Source organism: Aeromicrobium sp. (assembly GCF_049587115.1).
GTDB lineage: Bacteria > Actinomycetota > Actinomycetes > Propionibacteriales > Nocardioidaceae > Aeromicrobium.
This window is the reverse complement of record NZ_JBAVDI010000031.1, coordinates 1-17,960: the sequence shown is the minus strand read 5'-3', so window position 1 is coordinate 17,960 and position 17,960 is coordinate 1. Positions and strand designations below refer to the sequence as shown.

22 protein-coding genes and 1 tRNA gene are annotated in these 17,960 nt (G+C 67.4%); 14 read left to right on the top strand and 9 right to left on the bottom strand.

The window, feature by feature from the left end; translation table 11 throughout:
- Window positions 1-88: 88 nt before the first annotated feature.
- The 3 genes from WB461_RS03385 to WB461_RS03375 are packed head-to-tail and all read right to left on the bottom strand — an operon-like array spanning window position 89 to window position 3,236.
- Window positions 89-1,384, bottom strand: coding sequence for a GNAT family N-acetyltransferase (locus WB461_RS03385; protein WP_423851311.1), 1,296 nt, complete (start codon window positions 1,382-1,384; stop codon window positions 89-91).
- A complete protein-coding gene (locus WB461_RS03380; RefSeq protein ID WP_423851310.1) occupies window positions 1,381-1,935 on the bottom strand; it encodes an isochorismatase family protein in 555 nt (184 codons plus the stop codon). Before WB461_RS03380 ends, WB461_RS03385 begins: the two co-directional genes overlap by 4 nt.
- Window positions 1,932-3,236: a nicotinate phosphoribosyltransferase gene (locus WB461_RS03375; RefSeq protein ID WP_423851309.1), complete on the bottom strand. Its 1,305-nt coding sequence runs from the start codon at window positions 3,234-3,236 to the stop codon at window positions 1,932-1,934. Before WB461_RS03375 ends, WB461_RS03380 begins: the two co-directional genes overlap by 4 nt.
- A gap of 87 nt (window positions 3,237-3,323) precedes the next feature.
- Between WB461_RS03375 and clpS the strand changes: the two genes are divergently transcribed.
- The 10 genes from clpS (at window position 3,324) to rdgB (ending at window position 10,079) form a co-directional block, all read left to right on the top strand.
- Window positions 3,324-3,620, top strand: coding sequence for an ATP-dependent Clp protease adapter ClpS (clpS, locus tag WB461_RS03370; protein ID WP_423851308.1), 297 nt, complete (start codon window positions 3,324-3,326; stop codon window positions 3,618-3,620).
- A gap of 34 nt (window positions 3,621-3,654) precedes the next feature.
- On the top strand, window positions 3,655-4,233 hold the full coding sequence (locus tag WB461_RS03365; protein WP_423851307.1) for a DUF2017 domain-containing protein: 579 nt from the start codon (window positions 3,655-3,657) through the stop codon (window positions 4,231-4,233).
- 64 nt (window positions 4,234-4,297) lie between these two features.
- Entirely contained in the window at window positions 4,298-4,759 is a 462-nt protein-coding gene (locus WB461_RS03360) for a Mov34/MPN/PAD-1 family protein (protein WP_423851306.1), read from the top strand.
- Window positions 4,759-5,037, top strand: a complete 279-nt coding sequence (locus tag WB461_RS03355; RefSeq protein ID WP_423851305.1) for a MoaD family protein — start codon at window positions 4,759-4,761, stop codon at window positions 5,035-5,037. Before WB461_RS03360 ends, WB461_RS03355 begins: the two co-directional genes overlap by 1 nt.
- Window position 5,038: 1 nt before the next feature.
- Complete coding sequence (locus WB461_RS03350) at window positions 5,039-5,986, top strand: PLP-dependent cysteine synthase family protein (protein WP_423851304.1); 948 nt, start codon at window positions 5,039-5,041, stop codon at window positions 5,984-5,986.
- An 84-nt stretch (window positions 5,987-6,070) separates the two neighbouring features.
- Entirely contained in the window at window positions 6,071-7,048 is a 978-nt protein-coding gene (locus WB461_RS03345; protein WP_423851303.1) for a ribose-phosphate diphosphokinase, read from the top strand.
- A 101-nt stretch (window positions 7,049-7,149) separates the two neighbouring features.
- Window positions 7,150-7,959, top strand: a complete 810-nt coding sequence (murI, locus tag WB461_RS03340) for a glutamate racemase (RefSeq protein WP_423851302.1) — start codon at window positions 7,150-7,152, stop codon at window positions 7,957-7,959.
- On the top strand, window positions 7,956-8,720 hold the full coding sequence (locus tag WB461_RS03335) for an MBL fold metallo-hydrolase (RefSeq protein WP_423851301.1): 765 nt from the start codon (window positions 7,956-7,958) through the stop codon (window positions 8,718-8,720). The genes murI and WB461_RS03335 overlap by 4 nt, the downstream gene beginning before the upstream one ends.
- A gap of 20 nt (window positions 8,721-8,740) precedes the next feature.
- Window positions 8,741-9,463 carry a ribonuclease PH gene (rph, locus tag WB461_RS03330; RefSeq protein WP_423851300.1) on the top strand — a complete coding sequence of 241 codons (723 nt, stop codon included), beginning with the start codon at window positions 8,741-8,743 and terminating at the stop codon, window positions 9,461-9,463.
- Window positions 9,456-10,079 (top strand): RdgB/HAM1 family non-canonical purine NTP pyrophosphatase, encoded by a 624-nt coding sequence (rdgB, locus tag WB461_RS03325; protein ID WP_423851299.1) that lies wholly within the window; start codon window positions 9,456-9,458, stop codon window positions 10,077-10,079. The genes rph and rdgB overlap by 8 nt, the downstream gene beginning before the upstream one ends.
- Before the next feature lie 44 nt (window positions 10,080-10,123).
- Here rdgB and WB461_RS03320 read toward each other — a convergent pair whose 3' ends face one another.
- Window positions 10,124-10,792 carry an SGNH/GDSL hydrolase family protein gene (locus WB461_RS03320; protein ID WP_423851298.1) on the bottom strand — a complete coding sequence of 223 codons (669 nt, stop codon included), beginning with the start codon at window positions 10,790-10,792 and terminating at the stop codon, window positions 10,124-10,126.
- Window positions 10,793-10,943: 151 nt separating this feature from the next.
- Window positions 10,944-11,408, bottom strand: a complete 465-nt coding sequence (locus WB461_RS03315) for a tRNA (cytidine(34)-2'-O)-methyltransferase (protein ID WP_423851297.1) — start codon at window positions 11,406-11,408, stop codon at window positions 10,944-10,946.
- A gap of 217 nt (window positions 11,409-11,625) precedes the next feature.
- Between WB461_RS03315 and WB461_RS03310 the strand changes: the two genes are divergently transcribed.
- The gene (locus WB461_RS03310; protein ID WP_423851296.1) at window positions 11,626-12,051 is read left to right on the top strand and encodes an SRPBCC family protein; all 426 of its coding nucleotides are present in this window, start codon (window positions 11,626-11,628) and stop codon (window positions 12,049-12,051) included.
- A gap of 89 nt (window positions 12,052-12,140) precedes the next feature.
- On the opposite strand, the gene WB461_RS03305 is transcribed toward WB461_RS03310, so the two are convergent.
- A tRNA-Leu gene (locus WB461_RS03305) sits at window positions 12,141-12,222 on the bottom strand.
- Window positions 12,223-12,343: 121 nt separating this feature from the next.
- Window positions 12,344-12,814 (bottom strand): thioredoxin-dependent thiol peroxidase, encoded by a 471-nt coding sequence (bcp, locus tag WB461_RS03300; protein WP_423851295.1) that lies wholly within the window; start codon window positions 12,812-12,814, stop codon window positions 12,344-12,346.
- A gap of 74 nt (window positions 12,815-12,888) precedes the next feature.
- Between bcp and WB461_RS03295 the strand changes: the two genes are divergently transcribed.
- The 3 genes from WB461_RS03295 to phoA all read left to right on the top strand — a co-directional run bounded on the left by WB461_RS03295 (window position 12,889) and on the right by phoA (window position 15,787).
- Window positions 12,889-13,137: a DUF3618 domain-containing protein gene (locus tag WB461_RS03295; protein ID WP_423851294.1), complete on the top strand. Its 249-nt coding sequence runs from the start codon at window positions 12,889-12,891 to the stop codon at window positions 13,135-13,137.
- Between the two features lie 34 nt (window positions 13,138-13,171).
- On the top strand, window positions 13,172-14,290 hold the full coding sequence (locus WB461_RS03290) for an FUSC family protein (protein WP_423851293.1): 1,119 nt from the start codon (window positions 13,172-13,174) through the stop codon (window positions 14,288-14,290).
- An 81-nt stretch (window positions 14,291-14,371) separates the two neighbouring features.
- Window positions 14,372-15,787 carry an alkaline phosphatase gene (gene phoA, locus WB461_RS03285; RefSeq protein WP_423851292.1) on the top strand — a complete coding sequence of 472 codons (1,416 nt, stop codon included), beginning with the start codon at window positions 14,372-14,374 and terminating at the stop codon, window positions 15,785-15,787.
- A 398-nt stretch (window positions 15,788-16,185) separates the two neighbouring features.
- On the opposite strand, the gene WB461_RS03280 is transcribed toward phoA, so the two are convergent.
- Window positions 16,186-17,076, bottom strand: a complete 891-nt coding sequence (locus WB461_RS03280) for an HpcH/HpaI aldolase/citrate lyase family protein (protein WP_423851291.1) — start codon at window positions 17,074-17,076, stop codon at window positions 16,186-16,188.
- A gap of 8 nt (window positions 17,077-17,084) precedes the next feature.
- Window positions 17,085-17,960 (bottom strand): HpcH/HpaI aldolase/citrate lyase family protein (locus WB461_RS03275; protein WP_423851290.1); only part of this gene is annotated, 876 nt, incomplete at its 5' end.

The window sequence follows — 17,960 nt, the reverse complement described above, 5'->3', positions numbered from 1 at the left end:
GATCGCTGATGATCAGATGGATCTCTGGCCCCGCGGCGATCGGTGTCCTGGTCGGCGCCGTGGCCGCCGTGGTCGTGCCGGGCCGCGCCTAGAACCAGATGCTCGTGCAGGGCTCGATCGGGGAACGGAACATCGCGTCAAGCCGTGCCGCGGCACCGGTCAGGGCGCCCGCAGCCTCCAGGGCGCGCGCGGAGACGCCGCCGACGTGAATCGCGCTCAGGGCGTTGACCGTGAGTTCGGTGTCGGGAGCATCATCGGTCGACGACACCGTGGCAGCGCCGGAGTTCTCGACCTCCATGGCCCAGGTGCCGGTGGCGAAGCCGAGCGGATCGTCGACCCGCAGGACGATCCGCCCCGGCGCCGCGTACGTGCGCGCCTCGAGCGATGCCTTGACGTCGAGGATGCGGGTCCACAGGTGATCGGTCTCGCTGGACCGGACCGCCCGGAAATCCGCGATCATCCACCGCAACGGCTCGTCGACAGGTCGTAGGTGGGCGGTGACGGTGGAGACCAGATCCAGCTCGAGGATGAATCTCCACAGGGCTGCGTATGCGTCATTCGTCGCGGCAACGAGTGCGGTGACGGTTGCCTCGGACCGGGCGAAGTCCGATTCGTTCTCGACGACGCGGTAGACCACGAAGCCCTCGGGGGTCCCGTCGACCCCGTCGTATCGGGCGAAGCGCAGATTTTTGGCGCTGTCGTCGCCGACGGGGAGGCCCAGCTGCCGGTGCCACAGGATGCCGGTGGCGGGATAGCTCACCTGACCGGGTGTGGACAGCCGCACGCGCTCGACGATCGGGTGACCGTCGTCGCGGAGCTGGTGAGCGGTCACCAGGTGTACTCGACCGGGCGCGACGGGCCCGGTCCAGCGGGCCCGTCTGGTGTCGATCCGCAGATCGCGTCCCATGACCGCGGGGGCGAAGCCGAACCGGGCATAGATCGTGGACTCCGAGACGGTCAGCATTGCGAGGGGCAGGCCCAAGGCAACCGCCGTGCGGAGCTCGGCCTCCAACAAAGCTCGAGCGATGCCGCGGCGCCGATGGGTCGGCGCCACGGTCACGCCGCTGATGGCCCACGCCGGCGCCACACCACCGGGGAGCGTCAGATCAGCAATCCAGCTGATCGTGGTCGCGACGGGTGTCGCCGGATGTGGGATGCCGTCGTCCCACACCCCCACGAGCCGATCGTCCTGCAGATAGCCACGGCGCTGCTCCACCTGGGCAGGCGTCGGGTCAGGTCCGAGGAAGCCGCGTGTCTCGGCCCGGAACCACGCGTCGTAAGCCTCGTGGTCGGTCGGGTCGATCGTGGCAAGAGTCAGGCCGTCATCGGCGAGACGGACGCAGGAGATCTCGTCGATGGGCAGGTTCAGCGGGGTGGGGCTCATGGCCGCACCTCCACACCGGCCGCCGACCACGCTGCGCGCACATCAGGCAGATTGTCGGCAGATACCGCGGCAGTGAGGCCCTGCAGAACTCTCACGGCGAAGCCTTCGCTCGCGGCGTCGAGGGCTGTGGCACGGACACAGTAGTCCGTCGCGATCCCACAGACGTCGACAGAATCGATGCCGGCGGCACGCAACCAGTCTGCCAAGCTCGTCCCGATCGCAGAGCTGCCCTCGAACCCGGAGTACGCGGCGGAGAACTCGCCCTTGTAGAAGATCTCGGTGAACATCGACGGGTCGAGCGGGGGATGGAACTGTTCGCCTGGTGTACCGACGACGCAGTGGCGGGGCCACGAGTCGACGAAGTCCGGGGTGTCGGAGAAGTGCGAGCCGGGATCGACATGGTGGTCGCGAGTCGCCACGACGGTCGCGTAGGCGCCGGAGGCCATCAGCCCGGCGATGTCAGCAGCGGCCTGCGCGCCGCCGGTCACGGCGAGGGAGCCGCCTTCGCAGAAGTCGTTCTGCACGTCGACAACGATCAAAGCGGTGGTCATGTCGGCTCCTCGTACACCGTGGGAAGGGTGGGGTCGCTCCGGGACAGCTGCCGGGCGGTGCCGGGCAGCTCAGCCAGGGAGGCCGCGAGGCGCGCCCGAGCGTCCGCCAGTGACGCGGTGTGCAGCCGTTCGCCGTCGCGGACCAGCTCCACCAGGAGTGGTCGATCGTCGCCGTCCGCCGGGGGAGTGGCGCCGATGCCGATGACCTCGGCCTGGGCGAGGCCGGCTCCGTCGCGTCGTCGTAGCGCGTACTTGCGTCCACCGACGGAGATCTTGCCGGTGCTCTTCTTGGCAACCGCGACCATGTGGCCGTCGTCGTCGGCACGAGACACCAGCTTGTAGACGAAGCCGCTGGTCGGCACGCCGGACCCGGTCACCAACGAGGTGCCGACGCCGTACCCGTCGACAGGGGCCGCAGCCAGTGCTGCGATGGCATGCTCGTCCAGATCGCTGGTCACGGTGATCCGCGTCCCGGTGGCGCCCAGGTCGTCCAGCTGCCGGCGCACCGTCCTGGCCAGCGAGACCAGGTCACCGGAGTCGAGCCGCACCCCGCCGAGTTTCGTGCCGGCGACCTCGACCGCCACCCGGATCGCCTCAGGGATGTCATACGTGTCGACCAGCAACGTCGTGTCGGGTCCGAGGGCGAGGATCTGGGCCTCGAAGGCCTCTCGCTCGGTGTCGTGCAGAAGGGTGAAGGAGTGGGCGCTCGTTCCGGTGGTCGGGATCCCGTGGGTCCGACCCGCCTCGAGGTTGGACGTGGCGGCGAATCCGGCGATGTAGGCGGCGCGGGCCGCAGCGACGGCGGAGGCCTCGTGGGTACGACGAGAACCCATCTCGATGCACGGCCGGTCACCCGCGGCCGTGATCATGCGAGATGCTGCGGTGGCGATGGCCGAGTCGTGGTTCAGCACGGAGAGCAGCAGCGTCTCGAGGACGACGCACTCGGCGAATGATCCCTCGACGATCAGGACAGGGGACTGCGGGAAGTAGAGCTCACCCTCCGGGTAGCCCCACATGCTGCCGCTGAACCGGTAGTCCGCGAGCCAGGCGATGGTGGCGGCGTCGACGATGCTCTGCTCGGCGAGCCAGGTGAGCTCAGCCTCGCCGAAACGGAACTCGGCCAGCCCGTCGAGGGCGCGACCGATGCCCGCGACGACCCCGTACCGGCGGCCACCAGACAGGCGGCGGGCGAACAGCTCGAACACCGAGTGGCGCTGAGCCGTCCCATCGCGGAGCGCGGCCTGGAGCATCGTGAGCTCGTAGTGGTCGGTCAACAGGGCGGTGCTCGCGGAAGGCGTCACGGATCCAGACTAGAACGTGCGGTGCGGCCGCTGCCTAGATGGTCATCGCCATTTCGCTCCATCAGGTGGCTGCGACACAATGGCCACATGAGCAGTCCGTCCCCCGTGGAGATCGCCGAACCCGAGGTCGATGACATCGTCGAGCTCGAGGATCCGTGGGTCACGATCGTGTGGAACGACCCGGTCAACCTGATGTCGTACGTCGCCTACGTCTTTCGCAACTACTTCGGCTACACCGACGAGAAGGCGCACGAGCTGATGCTCGCCGTGCACCAGGAGGGCCGGGCGGTGGTCTCCAGTGGCCGCCGCGAACAGATGGAACGCCACGTGCAGGCGATGCACGAGTACGGACTGTGGGCGACTCTCGAAAGGCAAGACGCGTGATGACGGACGGATCATCGGCCGAGCGGAGCGAGCTGTGAAGCCCTTCAAGAAGCGTCGCCGCGGCGGCATCACCGCGACATTCGAGTCCGGCGAGGCGCACCTGTTGGCGAGCCTCTCGGGTCAGGTCGTCGAGCTGCTGCGTGATCGCAACGGAGCTGAGGAGTCCAGCATCGATCCGCTTGCCGCGCAGCTCGGGATGGGTGGGCCGTCGCTGCCGCCCGAGGACCCGGTCCTGCGACGGCTGTTGCCGGACGCCTATCGCGACGACGAGGAGGACTCGGGTGAGTTCCGGCGGTTCACCGAGCGGTCCCTGACTTCCGCCAAGGTCCACCATGCCGAGACCCTGATCGGCTCGCTGGTCGACGGCGGCCTGACCTTCGGCGTCGCGCCCGGTGAGACCCCGGTCGAGGTCGAGCTCGACCCCGACCAGGTCCAGTCGTGGCTCCGCGCGCTGACCGACGTTCGCCTGTCGCTGGCGGTTCGCCTGGGCATAGACGAGGAGGCCGACCTCCTGCTGGTCGCCCAGGCCCAGGACGAGGCTGTCGCCGCGATGGGGGAGATCTACGAATGGTTGGGCTACGTCCAGGAGACGCTGCTCGCAGCGCTGAACTGAGCTCGAGTCGTCTCAGCCGATGGTCCCGGGGGCGGTCTGGTGGTTCGGCCGATAAACTTCATCGGTGCTGACCATCGACCGAGCCACGCGAGACGCAATCATTGCGCACGCCCGGCGGGACCATCCCGATGAGGCCTGCGGAGTCGTCGCCGGACCCATTGACTCTGATGTGCCGACTCGGTTCATCCCGATGCTCAATGCTGCGATGTCGCCGACCTTCTACGAGTTCGACTCCGGCGACCTGCTTCGGCTGTACCGGGAGATGGACGACCGGGATGAGGAGCCCGTGGTGATCTACCACTCGCACACGGCCACCGAGGCATATCCGTCCCGGACCGACATCAATCTGGCCGGGGAGCCGGGTGCTCACTACGTGCTGGTGTCGACGCGGGACGGCGCCGACCAGACCGGTCCGGTCGAGTTCCGGTCGTACCGAATCGTCGACGGTGAGGTCATCGAGGAAGAAGTTCGGGTCGTGGAGGCTTATACAGAGGTAAGCGCACACCAACAGAAGGCAGAAGACTGATGGCCATCGAGGTCCGCATCCCCACCATCCTGCGCCCCTACACCGGCGGCGAGCGCGCCGTGGAGGGCAGCGGCGCAACCGTGACCGAGCTGATCGACAAGCTCGAGTCCGATCACGCCGGCATCAAGGACCGGCTGCTCGACAACGGCGAGGCCCGCCGCTTCGTCAACATCTACGTCAACGACGAGGACATCCGGTTCACCGGTGGTCTCGACACCGCGGTCGCGGACGGCGACACCGTGGTGATCCTGCCGGCCGTGGCCGGCGGCGCTGCCTGACATGCGCTTCGACTCCCTGATCGACTCCGTCGGCGGCACCCCCCTGGTCGGTCTGCCGACGATGTCGCCGAGCCCGGAGGTGCGCCTCTGGGCCAAGCTCGAGGATCAGAATCCCACGGGCTCGATCAAGGACCGGGCGGCACTCAGCATGATTCTGCGCGCCGAGAAGGACGGGATGCTGCACCCCGGGGCCACGATCCTGGAGCCCACCAGCGGCAACACCGGGATCTCGCTGGCCATGGTGGCGAGTCAGCGGGGCTACCGGCTGGTCTGCGTCATGCCGGAGAACACCTCGATCGAGCGCACCCAACTGCTGAGGATGTGGGGCGCAACGATCATCCCGTCGCCGGCCGCGGGCGGCTCCAACGAAGCAGTGCGGGTCGCCAAGGCCATCGCCGCCGAGCACCCCGACTGGGTCATGCTCTACCAGTACGGCAACGCAGCCAATGCCGATGCTCACTACCAGGGCACCGCACCCGAGGTCTTCGCCGACCTGCCGGAGATCACCCACTTCGTCGCGGGGCTGGGTACGACCGGGACCCTGATGGGCGTCGGCCGATACTTCCGGGAGCACAGCCCCAAGGTGCGCATCGTCGCCGCCGAGCCGCGCTACGGCGAGCTGGTGTACGGCCTGCGCAACCTGGACGAGGGCTTCGTCCCCGAGCTGTACGACGCGTCGCTGATCGACTCTCGCTTCTCGGTCGGCCCACGCGACGCGGTCCGCCGTGTGCGCGAGCTGATTGCGTCGGAGGGCATCTTCGCGGGGATCTCGACCGGCGCGATTCTGCATGCGGCACTGGCCCAGGCGGCCAAGTGCGTCAAGGCCGGTGAGTCCGCTGACATCGTCTTCGTGGTCTGCGACGGCGGCTGGAAGTACCTCTCGACCGGCGCCTACGAGGGCACACTGGACGAGGCCGAGGACAAGCTCGACGGCCAGCTCTGGGCGTAGCCCGCAGTCGCCGGTCTCGAGTGCGATTCATCTCGATCGGGAACCGGGTGTCGCGGTGGGGGCGGGTCGGGCTAGCCTCATCCCGTGAGTCAGATCGTGGTCTTCTCCGGTAGTGCCCACCGGTCCCTCGCGGAGAAGATCTGCTCTGAGCTGGGGCAGCCCATCTCGGCCTGCGAGACCATCAGGTTCAGCAACGACTGCCTGCAGGTGCAGCTGCTGGCCAATTGCCGCAAGAAGGATGTCTACATCATCCAGCCGTTGGTGCCGCCGACGCAGGAGCACCTGATGGAGCTCCTGCTGATGATCGACGCGGCGCGCGGCGCGAGTGCGGCCTCGGTGACTGCGATCATTCCGCACTACGCCTACGCGCGGTCGGACAAGAAGGATGCGTCCCGCATCTCGATCGGCGGCAAGCTCGTGGCAGACATGCTGACTACCGCCGGTGCCGACCGGGTGGTGACGATGACGCTGCACGCACCTCAGGTGCACGGATTCTTCAGTGTTCCGGTCGATCACCTCACCGCGATCGGCGAGCTGGCCGATTACTACCGTGGACGCGATCTGAGCAACACCGTGGTGGTCTCGCCCGACCTGGGCAATGCCAAGACCGCGTCCCTGTTCGCCCGCCTGCTCGGTGTGCCGGTCGCCGCCGGCAGCAAGCAGCGCCAGGCCGACGACAAGGTCGTGATCGACGCGATCGTCGGTGACGTGGCCGGCCGGACCGCGATCGTGCTCGACGACGAGATCGCCACGGGTGGCTCGATCGTCGAGCTCCTGGCCAAGCTCGAGGAGGAAGGCTGCACGGAGGCTTCGGTCGCCTGTACCCACGGCCTGTTCACCGGCAAGGCCGTCGATCGACTTCGCAACCATCCCTCCATCACCGAGGTCGTGACGACCGACACGGTGCCGCCACCGGCGGACTGGCCGGAGCTGCAGATCCGCTCGGTCGCGGGTCTGTTTGCCGAGGCGATCGCCCGTATCCACGCGGGGGAGTCGGTCTCGTCGCTGTTCGACGGGGTCGACCCGGCGCACGCACCCCCGCAGCCCAAGCTGCCGCTGTAGGACCGCCACGAGCATCACCTCGAGGCGGGCGACGTGACTCACACGTGATCTGCGGCTCGTTGGCTTTGCCGGAACCCCTGCCACACGTACTCTTTTCGGTTGTGACCAATGCTCCCATCGGCATCTTCGACTCTGGCTACGGCGGCCTGACCGTCGTGCGCGCGGTTCTCGATCAGCTGCCGAACGAGCCGGTGCTGTATCTGGGCGACACTGCGCGCCAGCCATACGGCCCCAAACCCATCTCCGAAGTCCGCGAGTACGCCCTGGAGTGTCTCGACCACCTGGTCGGCCAAGGTGTCAAGGCTCTGGTGATCGCGTGCAACTCCGCCAGCGCGGCGGTCCTTCGCGACGCCCGTGAGCGCTACGACGTCCCCGTCGTTGAGGTCATCGTTCCCGCGACCCGGCGAGCGGTCAGCGCGACGCGCAGCGGCACGGTCGGGGTCATCTGCACGACCGCGACCGCAACGTCGCGGGCGTACGACGACGCCTTCGCTGCCAATCCCGGCATCACGCTCCACACGCAGGCCTGCCCGCGGTTCGTCGATCTGGTGGAGGCCGGCGTCACCAGCGGACCCGAGCTGCTCGATGTCGCTGAGGAGTACCTCCAGCCGCTGATCGACGTCGGCATTGACACTCTGGTCCTCGGCTGCACGCACTATCCGCTGCTGACTGGCGTGCTGTCGTACGTCATGGGCGACGGTGTCACGCTGGTCTCCAGCGCCGAGGAGACCGCCAAGGACGTCTACGCCCTGCTGGTGCGCGAAGGACTCGAGCGCGACCCGTCGCTGCCCGCCCCGACCCATGGATTCCTGACGACGGCGCGACCCGACGAGTTCACGACGCTGGCGCGCCGCTTTCTCGGCCCCGAGGTCGAGTCGGTCCAGCAGTTCTCCTGGGTGGGGGTCGCATGAAGCTCACCGTGATCGGCTGCGCCGGATCCTTTCCGGGACCGGAGTCGCCAGCCAGCTGCTACCTCGTCGAGGCGCCCTTCGAGGGTCGCGTCTACCGACTGCTGCTCGACCTGGGCTCGGGCTCGCTCGGCAATCTGCAGCGGTTCTGTGACCTGCGTGACATCGATGCGGTCGCGCTGTCGCACCTGCACCCGGACCACTGCTTCGACATGTCCGGACTCTACGTCGTGAGCAAGTACCACCCAGACGGCCCGCTGCACCGCATCCCGGTCCACGCCCCGGCGGGCGCGGCCGCCTTTCTGGCCCGGGGATACGGCGTTGACGACCCTCTGGGGATGACCGAGCAGTTCGACTTCAGCAACTGGCGGGACGGCGGAACTGTCCACCTGGGTCCCTTCACGGTCGCCTCAGTCCTGGTCGACCATCCGGTGCCGGCGTTCGCCTTGCGGGTCGCGACCGAAGATCACTCGGTGACCTATTCGGGCGACACCGGCCCGACCGAAGCGCTGGTCGAGCTTGCCGAGGGGACTGACCTGTTCCTGTGCGAGGCGTCGTTCGTCGAATCCGTAGCCAATCCCGCCAACCTGCACCTCACCGGCGCTGAAGCGGGCGACTACGCCACGCGCGCCGGTGTCAAAAAGCTGCTGGTGACACACATTCCGGAGTGGACCGACCGCGCCGAGGTGGAGGCAGACGTCAAGGGCACCTGGGCCGGCCCGTACGAGCTGGTCACCGCTGGGGCTTCTTACGACCTCGGCTAGGGCCCCCGTAGGCTCGCAGCATGACTCGCGAAGATGGCCGCAGTGCCGATCAGCTCCGACCCGTCACGATCACCCGCAACTGGCTGGACCACGCGCAGGGTTCGTGCCTGATCGAGTTCGGCAAGACCAAGGTGCTGTGTGCCGCCAGTGCCAGCGAGGGCGTGCCACGCTGGCGCAAGGGCTCCGGTCTGGGCTGGGTGACCGCCGAGTACGCGATGTTGCCGCAGGCGACTCACGACCGGTCTGCGCGTGAGTCGGTCAAGGGCCGGATCGGCGGACGCACGCACGAGATCTCCCGACTGATCGGCCGTTCCCTGCGCATGGCGATCGACTACAAGGCACTCGGCGAGAACACCATCACGATCGACTGTGACGTCCTGCAGGCCGATGGTGGCACCCGTACCGCAGCGATCACCGGCGCCTACGTCGCGCTGGCCGACGCCGTGGAGCACCTGCGGACGAAGGGGGCGCTGGCCGGCGAGCCACTCGTCGAGTCGGTGTCCGCCATCAGCGTCGGCATCATCGACGGCGTCCCTCTGCTCGACCTTCCGTACGTCGAGGACGTGCGCGCCGAGACAGACATGAATGTCGTGATGACCGGATCGGGCAAGTTCGTCGAGGTGCAGGGCACCGCGGAGGGCGCGCCGTTCGACAAGGCCGAGCTCGATGCGCTGCTCGAGCTCGCCGCCAAGGGCTGCGTCGACCTCACCCTCATGCAGAACCAGGCCCTGGGTCGTGCCTGAGCAGATCGTCCTGGCGTCCAACAACGCCAAGAAGCTCGCCGAGCTGCGACGCATCCTGGCGCCGCTGGTCCCGGGGATCGAGGTGCTCGGTCTGGCCGACATCGCGTCATATGACGAACCGGCCGAGACCGAACCGACATTCGGGGGCAACGCGCTGATCAAGGCGCGAGCCTGCCTCGCCGCGACCGGCCTGCCGTCGCTCGCCGACGACTCCGGATTGTGCGTCGACGCGCTCAACGGCATGCCGGGCGTGCTGTCGGCGCGTTGGTCCGGTGTCGCCAAGGAAGCCGGCGCAGACGCGGCCAACAATGCTTTGCTGCTCAGCCAGCTGTCCGACGTGCCTGACGAGCGGCGCGCCGCGCAGTTCCGCTGCGCTGTGGCGCTCTGCACCCCGGCCGGTGTCGAGGTCGTCGAGCTGGGTGAGATGCCCGGACGCATCCTGTGGTCCGAGCACGGCGAAGGCGGATTCGGCTACGACCCGTTGTTCGCCGCCGATGGGCACGACGTGTCGACTGCCGAGCTGTCCACGGGCGACAAGGATCGCATCAGCCACCGCGGCCAGGCCCTGAGGGCCATCGCCCCCGCAGTCGTCCTGGCCCTGACCCAGCGAGCGTGACGACCGAGGGCTCGCACCCACGGACCGACCGGACCGTGTCGAGCTCAGTGGGCAGGTGGGTTGTCGAGGGCGTGGATGACCCGGCGCGCGATCGCGAGACTGCCGGCCCGGTTGGGGTGCACCCCGTCGACGACTCGCTCGCCGGTCAGCGCGCCACGCATGCTGACGAACTGCAACCCGTGGCTCCTGGCCTGCGACTGGATGATTGAGGTCACCCGCAGCCCGTTCGTGGGGTCGAGCGGGCCCCACGGGGGTCCGAGGATGATGATCCGTGTCCTGCTGGGCAGGTAGGTCTGCAGCGTGTCGAGGTAGCGGTCAACTGCATGGTTGATCTGCGGATCGGGTGCGGTGACCTGCCGGCTGCCTCGGCAGACCGACCAGTCGTTGCGCCCACCCTCCACGATGAAGACCGACGGGGCGGGTCCGACGTAGGCCAGCGTGCGATCGATGAATCGGTCGCCCGTGCAGGCCTCACCCGGTCGGAGGTAGCCGGAGCCGGACTGGGCGAACGTCGTGACGTCGGCGTCCACCTGGTCTGCCGTGATGCTCCACCAGCTCTGTCTCGCGTCGCCGGGCTTGTCGTTGTAGCGAGCCGTGATCGAGTCACCGACGACGACGATGCCGTGCGGCGCAATCCGCGACACCGGCAGCGGGGCGTCACCCGTCGCACCCTGCCAGGCGATGAATGGGGCGATCAGGAGCGCGCCGGTCATTGCGAGCAGGAGTGTCCGCCTTCTTGCTGTCCTGGTCCTGGTCATGCGTCGCGTTTCCTCCCGAGTCACGCCACTGTAGGTCGGAAGTGCCGTATGACCGGGCCAAATCGACCAACTCAACCGACCTGTCACCGAATCTGGTGCGAACGAACTACGTGCCGGGGTCGAAGCCCTGCTGGCGCCAGGCCTCGAACACCGCGACCGACGCGGTGTTGGCGAGATTCATCGAGCGACGACCCGGCAGCATCGGGAGACGGACACGACTCGTGACCCGCGCGTCGTCGAGCACCGTGGCGGGCAGCCCGCTCGGCTCGGCGCCGAACAGCAGGACGTCGCCGGGTCGGTATGCCACGTCGGTGTAGAGGGTGTCGCCAGAAGCCGTGAAGGCGTAGACGTTGGCAGGCAGCAGGGCACCCAGCGCGGCATTCAGGTCGGCGTGCACCGTGACGACAGCAAGATCGTGGTAGTCCAGGCCCGCGCGCCGCAGCTTGGATTCCTCCATGTCGAAGCCCAGCGGCTCGACCAGGTGCAGCTCTGCGCCGGTCACGGCAGCGAGACGGATGGCCGCTCCGGTGTTGCCGGCGATACGGGGCTCGTGGAACAGGATGCGGAACACGTCAGGCATTCTGCCGTGGCGACCGGTGGAGCACCGCATTGACCACGAGTCCGGCCATGCCGATGGCCTGGGTGACACACAGCGCCAGCAACCGGAGGCGGCCGTGACCGGTTGCTGAACCGAGGTGGGGTTCAAACCCGCCTCGGGAGGCCTCGGCGCGGTTCCATGGCCGATCGGCCTAGACGCTCCTGGCGCGGCCAGCCTAAACTCTCCGGCTATGGCCACCCCCCAACGCGTCCACGTCACGCACACGTTCACCTCCGATCCCGCCACAGTCTTCGACCGGCTGTCCGAGCACGAGAATCTTGGACCGGTCTTCGGCGCGAAGATCAAGCGCGTGTGCGACGGCGACACCTCCCGCAACGGACCGGGCTCGACCCGCAGCCTGAAGATCGGACCTCTGCCGGCGTTCCACGAGACGACCACCACGGCCGAGCCCAACTCACTGATCGAGTACAAGATCAGCAAGGGCGGCCCGCTTCGAGGTCACTGGGGAGTGCAGAAGCTGACCCCGACCGCCAGCGGCGGAACGCTGTTGGACTACACGATCGGCTTCGACGCACCAGTTCCAGGCATGGCGGCCGTGGTGGGCAAGGTACTGACGTCGTCGATCAAGAAGGGCCTGCCGAAGCTCGCGCCCTGAGCCGAGTCGCTTGAACGCTGCGGACGCCGACTCAGCGCTGACGTAGTTGCACGGCGTCGCGACGGCGGTTCTCGCGGAAATTCACTGGGTGCCGGTGACAGGACTTGAACCTGCACGCCCGAAGGCACAGGATCCTAAATCCTGCGTGTCTACCAGTTCCACCACACCGGCCCGTGGTTGATATTAGGCGAGCCGGACTCGCGACGGTGGCAGGCGTCACCCAACCGGGTGAATCGCGACGTCCCGGGCATCGCCCAAGCGGGCTACAAAGCGTAGGAGGGATCGCTCCGAGCTACTCCCCGAGTCCCAGGTCCCGACGCAGCTTGGCGACGTGCCCCGTCGCCTTGACGTTGTACTGCGCCAGCGCGATCTTCCCGGCGTCGACGACGAACGTCGAGCGGATGACGCCCTCGACGACCTTGCCGTACAACTTCTTCTCGCCGAAGGCTCCCCACCGGGTGAGGACCTCCTTCGACGGGTCGGAGAGCAGAGTGATGCTCAACCCGTCCCGCTCGCGGAACTTGGCGAGCTTTTCGGGCTTGTCCGCAGAGATGCCGAGCACGGCGTAGCCCTCGGACTGCAGCCGGTCGATCGAGTCACTGAAGTCACACGCCTGCTTGGTGCACCCTGGCGTCATGGCGGCGGGATAGAAATAGACGATGACCTTGCGGTCCGCCAGGTCCGACAAGGAGACCCTCTCACCGGCATCGTTCGTGAGCGTGAAATCGGGTGCGGTGTCTCCGGGCTGCAGTCGCGTCGTCATGGGCACTATCCTGACGTACGGGCGCAGGAGATCGACCTGGCCCCATCCCGTACAACCAGTGAGCGAGGCGCGACGTGGCGAAGGCTAAACCCGACGATCTGGTCGATGAGATCGAGGAGATCAGGGAACGACTGGCCGACACCGTCGACGCGCTGATCGACCGGACCAACCCGCGCAACATCGCGCGACGCAGCTTGTACAGCCTGCGCTCGCGCTTCGTCGACGAGACCGGCTCGCCGAAGCTCGGGACGATCGTGCCGCTGGTCGGCGGGACCGTCGCGGTGGTCGCAGGGATCGTCGTCATCCGCAGGCTCGTGCGCTGAGCATGGGTCGCACTGACGCTCACCCGTCCTGAGCATGGCCGGCGCGCGCGACATGCCGCTGCGGCGGCTCCGACTGCGTCGGCCGACCGACACGCTGGGGGATCGCCTCTACGTCCTGCGCCGCCGCTGGCGCACGCTCGTCCGGCTGAGCCTGGGCACCGCGATGGCCTACTTCATCGCGACGCACCTGCTGCACCACCAGCAGGCATTCTTCGCCCCGATCGCGTGCATCATCGTGTTGATCGCCGGCGGTGGGCTTCGCGGCCGTACGTCCTACGAACTGGTTCTCGGTGTCGCGACCGGCGTGCTGGTGGGCGAGCTGCTGATCCTGGCGATAGGGCGTGGGACGTGGCAGATGGCTCTGATCGTCACCCTGACCGTCGTGATCAGCACGCTGCTGGGACTCAAAGGCCTGGCGCTGACCCAGGCTGCAACGTCATCGGTGCTGCTCGCGGCCGTGATCCCGGCCGCGGGGGTCAGCAATCCGGCAATCAGCCGCTTTCTCGACGCTTTGGTGGGCGGTGCCGTCGGCCTGGCCATGATCCTGCTGGTGCCGCGCAATGCGATCCGTGACATCGATCGTGAGGTGCAGAACTTCCTGACCCGACTGGCGGACATCCTCAGCCGCACAGCGCAGGCGCTGAGAACCGTCGACGCCAACCTTGCCGACCTGGCGCTGGAGGAGGCCCGCTCCATGCAGCCGCAGGTTGAGTCGATGACGTCGACCGCGGCCAATGTCTCCGAGATCGCCCGGATGTCGCCCATGCGGTGGAAGCAGCGCGGTCATGTCCAGACCTACGTCGCGACGGTCCGGGACCTCGACAACGCGGTCCGCGACGCCAGGGTGCTGGCTCGCAAGGTTTCTGCCCTGCTGCGCCATGGGGAAGTCGTGCCGCCGGACATGGACATCGCGATCGACGCGCTGGCACGCGCGATCGGAATCTTCGCCGGTGACCTGTCTGAGCACGAAGACTTCGACGAGGCCCGCCAGCAGCTTGTGGAGGCGGCGCGCATGGCCTCGATCGCGCTGCCTGACGCCATCACGATGAACAGCGCCTCGATCGCGGCGCAGATTCGTTCACTGGCAGCCGATCTTCTGTACGCCAGCGGATACACGCGGGACGAGATCGACGAACGCCTCGAGTTCGGCTGAGGCATCGGAAGTCCCGCGAACTTCAGCTGGTTGCCGTGGGCTGTTGGCCAGCAGTTCACCCGCGTGGGCTGGGCTCGCACCATGAACACACACATGCGAATCAACAGCAGGCGATCGGTCGCCGGTGCCGCCGTGGCCGCGGCCCTTGTCGGTGCCAGCGCTGCCGGTGCCATCGGGGTGGGACAGGACCTGTCCTCGACGGGCGGCGCCGCCCGGCTTTCGGGCGATCAGAGCAAGTCGATCGAGGCAGCGGTCGACAGCAGCCGGGCCGACAACGTCATCCTCTTCATCGGCGACGGCATGGGCGACTCGGAGATCACCTCGGCCCGCAACTACGCGCACGGCGCGGCCGGGCGGTTGCCCGGCATCGACGCCCTCCCGCTGACCGGGCAGTACACCACGTACTCGCTGACCAAGGCGGGCAAGCCTGACTACGTCCCGGACTCGGCCGCCACCGGCACGGCGTGGGCTACTGGCACCAAGTCCTACGACGGTGCGATCGGGGTCGACATCCGCGGCCGAGCGCACGCCAACCTGTTCGAGCTGGCCAAGAAGCGGGGGCTCAAGACCGGCAACGTCAGCACCGCCGAGATCCAGGATGCGACCCCCGCAGTTCTGGCGGCACACATCTCCTCACGCAGCTGCAAGGGTCCCGCAGCGACGTCGAAGTCCTGCTCAGCGGAGGCATTGGAAAACGGCGGTCCGGGTTCGATCAGCGAGCAGATCGTCGCGGCCAGGCCGGACGTGTCCTTGGGCGGCGGTGCGGCGTATTTCGACGAGAAGGCCAAGGCGGGTACGTACGGCGACAGTACGGTCCGCGAGCAGGCTGAGCAGCGCGGGTTCCAGACCCCGACCACCGCAGACGAGCTCGCTCGGATCGAACGCGCCGACTCGCGCAGGCCGGTTCTGGGTCTGTTTGCCCGCAACAACTTCGCGGTCAACCTCTCGGGCCCGGCCGCGACGTCGGACGGAGCAACCAAGCCTCCCGCGAAGTGCACGCCGAACTCCGCGAAGCCTTCGTCGCAGCCCACGCTCGAAGGTATGACCAGCAAGGCCATCTCCTTGCTGGACAAGGGAAACAAGAAGGGTTTCTTCCTGCAGGTCGAGGCCGCCAGCATCGACAAGCAAGACCACGCTGCCAACGCATGCGGCCAGATCGGCGAGGCAATCGATCTCGACCAAGCCGTGCAGGCAGCGATGACCTTCGCCAAGAGGGACAAGCACACGCTCGTCATCGTCACGGCCGATCACGGACACACCAGCCAGATCGTGGAGACCGGGACCAACACTCCCGGCCTCACGGCGACTCTGTTGACTGCTGACGACAGCCCCATGACGCTGTCGTACGGCACAGCCCCGGAGGGCGGATCCCAGGAGCACACCGGCACTCAGGTCCGCATCGCGGGCTATGGGCCGCAAGCTGGAAACGTCGTCGGACTGACCGATCAGACCGATCTGTTCTTCACGATCGCGCGGGCGCTGAAGCTCGAGAAGTAGCCTGCGCCGCTACGTCGCGGCCGTCGGAACACGCTTTCGACGGCCGCGGCCCGCTGGCATCTGTATACGCTCAATCGAAATGCGATTGGTTTTCACCAATGCCCGAAGGGGCTCGACTGACGAAGGCAAGGCGCAAGCGCGCCTGGGATGAGTTGTCCGAGATCGACCGCGCCCTTCTCCTCGGTCCGACAGCGACGCAGGCTCGAGCAGCGGAAGTACGCGATCTACTCGAAATTTACGGTATTCGCGGCATTCGCTGAGCACATCGCCATGAGAGCGGCAGGTGGGGAGCACTCCCTGCCTGCCGCTTGCCCATCGGGACGCTGACTTCTGGCGGGCTCGCCGTCGCCCAGCCGCTCACGGATGACGCCGATCGGTTGACCTGGGCTGGCGTCGGGTCAGCGGGACTCGATGGCATCGGCAAGGGCGAGGATACGGCTGGCGTCCCGAACGTGGAGCTCCTCGACCATGCGACCGTTGAACGTCACCACACCCTGGCCTGCCGCCTTGGCCTCCTCGAACGTCGAGATCATGGCCTTCGCGTGCTCGATCTCCTCGGCCGACGGGCCGAACACCGCGTTGGCCGGCTCGACCTGGCTGGGGTGGATCAGCGTCTTGCCGTCGAATCCCATCTCGCGACCCTGGCGGGCCTCGGACTCGAATCCTTCGAGGTTCTTCACGTCGTTGTAGACGCCGTCGAGGATCACCTTGCCGGCGGCGCGGGTGGCCAGCAGCGACCAGGACAGCGCCGTGAGCACCAGCGGATTGCGGCCGGGAACGTGCAGGCCGTATGTCTCGTTGACGACATCGTTGGTGCCCATCACGATCACGGTGAGCCGGTCGTGGGCAGCACAGATCTCTTCGGCGTGCAGGAGAGCGACGGGCGTCTCGATCATGGCCCACAGCTGCGTCGTTGCGGGAGCGCCAGCCTGCTCCAGGGCTGCGACGAGCTGCAGGACCTCTGCGGCGGAGTTGACCTTGGGCACCAGGACCGCGTCCGGACCAGCCTGAGCGGCCGCAGCCAGATCCGCGTCGTGCCACTGCGTACCGATCCCATTCACCCGGATCGCCAGCTCGCGATGACCGTACTCACCCGAGGAGACCGCGGCGCACACCCGATCACGGGCCTCCTCCTTGGCCTCGGGCGAGACTGCGTCCTCGAGGTCCAGGATCAGCGCGTCGGCATCGATTCCTTTGGCCTTCTCCAGGGCGCGCTCGTTCGCGCCGGGCATGTAGAGCACGGAACGGCGGGGTCGCAGGCTGGTGCTGGTGTCATGCGTGTCGGTCATCGAATTCCTCAGAGGTCGTAGGCGGCAGCGAGCTCGGGGTCGCGCTCGGCGAGCGCCTTGGCGAGGTCCAGCATCACGATGCACTGCTTGCAGGAGGCATCGTCCTCCATCTTGCCGTTGATCATGACGGCCCCGGATCCGTCGCCCATGGCCTCGACGACCTCCTTGGCGTGTGCCACGTCGGCCGGGTCGGGCGAGAACACCGTGCGCGCGATGTCGATCTGCACGGGGTGCAGGCTCCACGCGCCGACGCATCCGAGCAGGAATGCGTTGCGGAACTGGTCCTCGCACGCGACGACGTCCTTGATGTCACCGAATGGTCCGTAGAACGGCAGGATGTCGTTCGCGGCACATGCATCGACCATGCGCGCGATCGTGTAGTGCCACAGATCCTGCTGATAGGTCGCGCGCCCCGCATGGAGGTCGTCGCCGGTCGGATCCTCGCGGACGAGATAACCCGGATGACCTCCCCCAACTCGTGTGGTCTTCATGCGGCGGCTGGCGGCAAGATCGGCCGGACCCAGTGAGATGCCCTGCATGCGCGGACTGGCTCCGGCGATCTCCTCGACGTTGGTCATGCCCTCGGCGGTCTCGAGGATCGCGTGGACGAGGATCTGTCGGTCTAGGCCCGCACGGGCCTCGAGCTGCGCGAGGAGGCGGTCGACGTAGTGAATGTCCTGGGCCCCTTCGACTTTGGGCACCATGACGACATCGAGCTTGTCGCCGATCTCGGTCACCAGGGTGATCAGGTCGTCCAGGGCCCACGGGGAGTCGAGGCTGTTGATGCGGACCCACAGCTGGGTCTGACCGAAGTCGGTCGATGCGGCGACATCAACCAGACCCTGGCGAGCGGCTTCCTTGTTCTCGGTCTTGATGGCGTCCTC

Bases quoted from the DNA above. Each gene is read 5' to 3' on its own strand.
- WB461_RS03385 (WP_423851311.1), bottom strand. From the start codon at position 1,384: ATGAGCCCCACCCCGCTGAACCTGCCCATCGACGAGATCTCCTGCGTC.
- WB461_RS03380 (WP_423851310.1), bottom strand. From the start codon at position 1,935: ATGACCACCGCTTTGATCGTTGTCGACGTGCAGAACGACTTCTGCGAA.
- clpS (WP_423851308.1), top strand. From the start codon at position 3,324: ATGAGCAGTCCGTCCCCCGTGGAGATCGCCGAACCCGAGGTCGATGAC.
- WB461_RS03355 (WP_423851305.1), top strand. From the start codon at position 4,759: ATGGCCATCGAGGTCCGCATCCCCACCATCCTGCGCCCCTACACCGGC.
- WB461_RS03350 (WP_423851304.1), top strand. From the start codon at position 5,039: ATGCGCTTCGACTCCCTGATCGACTCCGTCGGCGGCACCCCCCTGGTC.
- WB461_RS03335 (WP_423851301.1), top strand. From the start codon at position 7,956: ATGAAGCTCACCGTGATCGGCTGCGCCGGATCCTTTCCGGGACCGGAG.
- rph (WP_423851300.1), top strand. From the start codon at position 8,741: ATGACTCGCGAAGATGGCCGCAGTGCCGATCAGCTCCGACCCGTCACG.
- WB461_RS03320 (WP_423851298.1), bottom strand. From the start codon at position 10,792: ATGACCGGCGCGCTCCTGATCGCCCCATTCATCGCCTGGCAGGGTGCG.
- WB461_RS03310 (WP_423851296.1), top strand. From the start codon at position 11,626: ATGGCCACCCCCCAACGCGTCCACGTCACGCACACGTTCACCTCCGAT.
- bcp (WP_423851295.1), bottom strand. From the start codon at position 12,814: ATGACGACGCGACTGCAGCCCGGAGACACCGCACCCGATTTCACGCTC.
- WB461_RS03290 (WP_423851293.1), top strand. From the start codon at position 13,172: ATGGCCGGCGCGCGCGACATGCCGCTGCGGCGGCTCCGACTGCGTCGG.
- phoA (WP_423851292.1), top strand. From the start codon at position 14,372: ATGAACACACACATGCGAATCAACAGCAGGCGATCGGTCGCCGGTGCC.
- WB461_RS03280 (WP_423851291.1), bottom strand. From the start codon at position 17,076: ATGACCGACACGCATGACACCAGCACCAGCCTGCGACCCCGCCGTTCC.